The following is a 4,891-nucleotide window of genomic DNA, read 5'->3' on the forward strand; positions in this document are numbered from 1 at the left end:
GGCGGCGGTGTGTGGGTGATGAGCAGGATCCCCGTCCCGGACGTGTCACGCAGAACGTCGGTGAGCAGGTCGCGGGCGGTCGCATCACCGCTCAGTGACGAAACATCAGATAGAAGGAGAACTCCCAGATGATCGTGAAGCGCGCACGTAAGGCCGCTGTCCTTGTTCTCGGTGCGGGCGTGGCCGCTGCGGCCGTGGTCACCGCGACCACAGGTGCGGTCCAGGCCAAGATCAAGCCGAACAAGCCCAAGGCCGCCGGCGTCACCGGGTCCGGCGAGTTCCGGATGACGTTCCTGCCGAAGGACGACAAGGACCGCCGCTTCTTCACCTTCGACGTCCGTCAGGCTCCGTTCACTCACCACCGCGTTCTCCCCGGCGGGGCGACGATCACCGGGTCGCCGAACGATGCGACCGGCACGGTGAAGATCAAGCACTACTTCGCTCCGGGGAAGCGGACCTTCTACGCGATCGGCCGGGCCGACTCGCTGATCACCTCCCCGGGCTACGCCACGATCACCGCCGAGATCGTCAAGACGTGGTGCGTGGAGGACACCCCGACCCCCGAGGGCTGCGAGGGCCCGCCATGGGTCGGTATGACCAAGGGTTTCAGCGTCTACGACGCCGGCCGGGACCACGGTGGCAAGCCAGGCCGGTCCAAAGACAGGATCGGGATGTCCTGGGAGTACGCCAACATGCTCGTCAACCCCCAGGGTGAGACCTACGAACCCGAGCAGGTCGGCACCGCTATGGCACCTGCCCCGTTCTCCCCCGTCCTGTCCGGCGGGTTCACCGTCGTCCACAAAGACCTAGCGGTGCCGTCGAAAGCCGACATGCCGCAGCCACCCCAGCAGTGACGACGCGGGGCTGAAGCCACAGAACGACCGGAGCGTCCAAAGCCACGGACTCTCCGGTCATCCTGTCGGGTTGGCCCATTGGCACCTCTGGAACGCGACAGGGACTTCGCTCAAGATCGCAATCTTGGACGAAGTCCCTGGTCAGAGGAGCGGAGGATCGGGGATTTGATCCCCGGATGGGCGTGCACCCAAACCGCATGAGCAGAGCCATTCTTGGCGTGCTTTGTGATGATTCGCCATCCCGGCAAATTCACGTTCCCGAAGGTCAGTGTCCACATGGTGCACCCTCGTCCACCATGATCCATTACAGTTCGTGCGCACCTTGTGCTCACCAGCCGTCGATGGAGCCGAAGGTAGACCTCGCCATCCGAGCACTCACTGTAATCACCAGGTCGACTCCCGTAGCCAGTCGAGGCTCGGCCTACCGGGACGCCATCCGGGACGCGCGGGAATAGGCCGCCGTCTTGTATCCGCTTCAGCTCACGTGGCGAACATCGTGGATATCTCACGGGCAGACGACGTCGGCACCTCCTCCCCGGAACCGGCGTGGGAGATGTCGGGCATGGACCATGTCCAGCTGCCGGCGGGCGCGGTGCTCACCGAACGGCCGGTCCCGCTGTGGGCGTTGGTGCTGGAGGGCGAACTCACGCTTGAGGTGGCGTTCGAGGCGCAGTCGCTCGCGGAGGGGGACGCCGTCCTCATCGACGCCCGCACCGCTCACCGGCTCACCGCGTCGGAGCGGTACGAGGAGTCCGCCTTGGTTGTAGCGGACCTGCGCATGGCCGTCCCGGTCCGTCGGCTGCCCAGCCCGCTGGTGGTCCGCGGCTTCGGCACCCGGCATGGCGGCGTCATGGCGCTCGTCACGCAGTGCCCGCTCGAACGGGCGTGCCGACCGACCCTGTTCGCCGCCAGCTACGGCAACCTGATCGGCGCGGCGATGACCACCTCTTGGCAGGAGGACGAGGGCGGCGACGCCGGACCTCCCGACGAGGCCGTCACCGCGGTGGTGGCCGCCGTGACCGCCCGCCCGGCCGAGCCGTGGACCGTCGAGGGGATGGCCCGCCTGGTCCATCTGTCGCGTTCCGCCCTGGGCGAGCGGTTCCGCCGCGCACTCGGCCGGGGACCCGCGGAGGTGCTCCGGGAGATCCGGATGCGGGAGGCGCGCCGGCTGCTCGCGGACCCCTCGCGTCCGGTGGAGTACATCGCGTCCGCCGTCGGGTACGGCTCCACCGCTGCCTTCAGCCGGGCGTTCTCGTCCCACCACGGTGTCGCGCCGCAGGCCTGGCGGGAGCCGTCACCCGCGCGGGACGCGCAGCGCGGCGAAAAGCAGCCCGGCCGCCGCGGCGAACCCCGTGCCGAGCAGGAAGGCCGCCTGCACGCCGCGGGCGTCCAGGAGCGCGCCTCCTGACGCCGACCCCAGTGTGATCGCTACCTGGAACGCGGTGACCTGCAACGAAAGGGCCGACTCGGCGCGTTCGGGCTCGACGCGGGTCACCCATAGCTGGGTGGCGACCGGGACCATGTTGAAGGCCAGGCCCCACACGACGACCCCCGCGGCCAGCACCGGCAGGGAGGGCGCGGTCGCGGTGACCAGCAGGCCGCCGGCCAGCAGAAGCGGGGCCGCGGCGACCACAGCGCGCAGCTGTCCCGCGAACCGCCCGGCGGCGAGGTTGCCCGCCATCCCGCCCACGCCCCAGGCCAGCAGCAGCCATACCGTGGCGCCTGCGTCGATGCCCTCGATCGCGACCCGGATGTAGGGGTAGGCGGCGAAGTTGCCGAACGCGACCAGGACCACGCCGAGCACCCCGGCCATCAGCCACCGGTTGGCGAGCGCCGCCCGCAGCATCGCCATTCCGGCGGCCGGGTGCGGGGGTACCGGCGGCAACGTCAGGGCCACGGCCAGGGCAGCGGCAATGCCGAGGGCCGCCGCGACGCCGAACACCAACCGCCAGCCGACCGCGTCGCCGAGCAGGGACGCCAACGGGACGCCGCCGATCGTCGCGAGGGTGACGCCCAGCGCGATGGACGTTGAGACCACGCTGTCGCGTCCCGGCACGGCGCGGGTTCCGGCGCCGAACGCGAACGACCAGTACCCGGCGATGGCGACGCCGAGAACGAGTCGGCCGAGGAGCAGGACGGCGAAACCGGGGGCGACCGCCACCGCCAGGTTCGAGACGGCCGCCGCGACCAGCAACCCGGTCAGGACCGTGCGCCGGTCGGTCCGCGGCAGCAGCACCGCGATGCTGGGGGCGGTGATCGCGCCCGCGACCGCGGTCGCCGCGACCGCCAGCCCGGCGGTGCCCTCGCTGACCCCGAGGTCGCCGGCCATCGCGGGCAGCACGCTCGCCGGCAGGAACTCGCTACCGACGAGCACCGCGATCCCGGCAGCGAGCGCGACGATCGGTGACCAGTTCGTCGAGCCGCCGGACCGTGCCGAGGACTCGGGCGGCGAAGTGTCTGCGGACGGCGGCGAGGACTGAGGCGTGGACATGCCTTCCAGTTTCGCCTCCACCGCGCCGCCGCAGTTGATCGCGTGACGCGCACAGTTGACCGTCTGACCGGCCTGTGACCGGCCAGACGGTGGGTGGGGTAGTGGTCGCTCCGGGGGTGGATGACGATGGGCTCGGACATGCGGGGCGAGCCGGGCGTGGACGGGGTCGCGGTCGGCGTCAACATGAAACTGATCAGCGATACTCTCGGCCACGCCCGACGCCAACGTGATCTCTCCTGCGGACCGCGCAACCGGCGCGGTCAACACGCAGGGTAATCAAAGCCGAGATGACCAGCACCCGCATCGTCCGGCAACGAAAGCGCTCCGACGACATCCCGTGCACACCATGTGCACACCAGGCCAGGAAAAACGGACATCTGGAACGCGACAGGGACTTCGCTCAAGATCGGAATCTTGGACGAAGTCCCTGGTCAGAGTGGCGGAGGATCGGGGATTTGAACCCCGGATGGGCTTGCACCCAAACCGCATTAGCAGTGCGGCGCCATAGACCGGACTAGGCGAATCCTCCAGGAGCCGTCAGGCCCAGGACAGGTTACCGGTTCGGCGAGCCAACCGGCAAAGCCTGACCCTCGGCTCCGACAGCATAGTCGGAAACACGTCCCGGCGCCGCGCTCCCGGGGCCGCGGGAGCGGGTCGCGCCGGGCGTCAGCCGCCGAGCCGGAACCCGGTGAACCCGCAGGCCTCGGCGAGGTCGTTGCCGTGCTGCCGCATGCCGGCCAGGTCGGGCTGGCGCGGGGTCGTGCTGCCGGACTGCACCTGGCGCAGCATCGAGGCGGTCTCGTCCAGGTCGCCCGCGAACGCGGTCGCGGCGGTCTCGACGTCGCCGCCGGCGCTCTGGCCCTCGGACCGGACCTTGGAGGCCGTGTCCGAGAACTTCTGCGCGGTGGCCGAGGCGCCGCCCGGCGTCGTCATCGACATGCCGCCCGTGGAGAAGCTCCGCAGCTCGGTCTCGATGTTCTTGCAGGCAGTCTTCTTCTTCCCGCCGGCGATGGCGTCGACCGCGCCACAGCCCGTGGAACCGAGCATCAGTCCACCGACGGCGAGGACGCCGACCAGCTTGGTGGCGGACATGCGCATGGGGATTCTCCTTCAGGGGGTTGGGCTTGCGAACGGGCTACACCCTCCCAGGTCACACCCGCCCTAATCACCCCTTTGGCGTAGCTACCCCACCAAGGGTTCCGTGACTCAAGTCACACTGCGGGCTCCGTGCATCCGTGAACCGATTCGCGGTCAGGTCCCCGGAGCCGGTACAGTACTTCCGGCAGGCACCCGTAGCTCAACGGATAGAGCATCTGACTACGGATCAGAAGGTTAGGGGTTCGAATCCCTTCGGGTGCACACAGCTCAAAGCCCCCTTGCGGTCACCGCGAGGGGGCTTCTTGCTAACAGCCTTGCTAACACCGCGTCTGTCTACGCCACGTCGTCCACCTGCTTCCTCGTCGCCGCTGAAGGTGAACTCGTCGAGCAGGCGTTGGAAACGGAAGGTGACCTGGACGAGGGAGGAGACGTCCGTGTGGAGTTCTTG

5 protein-coding genes and 2 tRNA genes are annotated in these 4,891 nt (G+C 69.1%); 3 read left to right on the forward strand and 4 right to left on the reverse strand.

The window, feature by feature from the left end:
• Nucleotides 1-179 precede the first annotated feature (179 nt).
• Entirely contained in the window at nt 180-854 is a 675-nt protein-coding gene (locus AB0C69_RS37955) for a hypothetical protein (RefSeq protein ID WP_360360695.1), read from the forward strand.
• Between the two features lie 562 nt (nt 855-1,416).
• Entirely contained in the window at nt 1,417-2,262 is an 846-nt protein-coding gene (locus AB0C69_RS37960) for an AraC family transcriptional regulator (protein ID WP_360360697.1), read from the forward strand.
• Here the strand turns inward: AB0C69_RS37960 and AB0C69_RS37965 are convergent.
• The 3 genes from AB0C69_RS37965 to AB0C69_RS37975 all read right to left on the reverse strand — a co-directional run bounded on the left by AB0C69_RS37965 (nt 2,149) and on the right by AB0C69_RS37975 (nt 4,443).
• On the reverse strand, nt 2,149-3,345 hold the full coding sequence (locus AB0C69_RS37965) for an MFS transporter (protein WP_360360700.1): 1,197 nt from the start codon (nt 3,343-3,345) through the stop codon (nt 2,149-2,151). The two genes, AB0C69_RS37960 and AB0C69_RS37965, sit on opposite strands and share 114 nt — an antisense overlap.
• 437 nt (nt 3,346-3,782) lie before the next feature.
• Nucleotides 3,783-3,874, reverse strand: a tRNA-Ser gene (locus AB0C69_RS37970).
• Nucleotides 3,875-4,011: 137 nt separating this feature from the next.
• Nucleotides 4,012-4,443: a hypothetical protein gene (locus AB0C69_RS37975; protein ID WP_345171474.1), complete on the reverse strand. Its 432-nt coding sequence runs from the start codon at nt 4,441-4,443 to the stop codon at nt 4,012-4,014.
• Between the two features lie 188 nt (nt 4,444-4,631).
• On the opposite strand from AB0C69_RS37975, the gene AB0C69_RS37980 reads away from it, so the two are divergent.
• Nucleotides 4,632-4,704 (forward strand) — tRNA-Arg (locus AB0C69_RS37980).
• Here AB0C69_RS37980 and AB0C69_RS37985 read toward each other — a convergent pair.
• A partial coding sequence (locus AB0C69_RS37985; protein ID WP_360360703.1) for a hypothetical protein occupies nt 4,670-4,891 on the reverse strand: 222 nt, incomplete at its 5' end. The two genes, AB0C69_RS37980 and AB0C69_RS37985, sit on opposite strands and share 35 nt — an antisense overlap.

This window comes from Actinomadura sp. NPDC048032 (assembly GCF_040653175.1).
In the GTDB taxonomy this organism is placed as follows: Bacteria; Actinomycetota; Actinomycetes; order Streptosporangiales; family Streptosporangiaceae; genus Spirillospora; species Spirillospora verrucosospora.

Excerpts from the sequence above, each read along its gene's own strand:
- AB0C69_RS37960 (WP_360360697.1), top strand. The coding sequence starts at position 1,417 with ATGGACCATGTCCAGCTGCCGGCGGGCGCGGTGCTCACCGAACGGCCG.
- AB0C69_RS37975 (WP_345171474.1), bottom strand. The coding sequence starts at position 4,443 with ATGCGCATGTCCGCCACCAAGCTGGTCGGCGTCCTCGCCGTCGGTGGA.
- AB0C69_RS37965 (WP_360360700.1), bottom strand. The coding sequence starts at position 3,345 with ATGTCCACGCCTCAGTCCTCGCCGCCGTCCGCAGACACTTCGCCGCCC.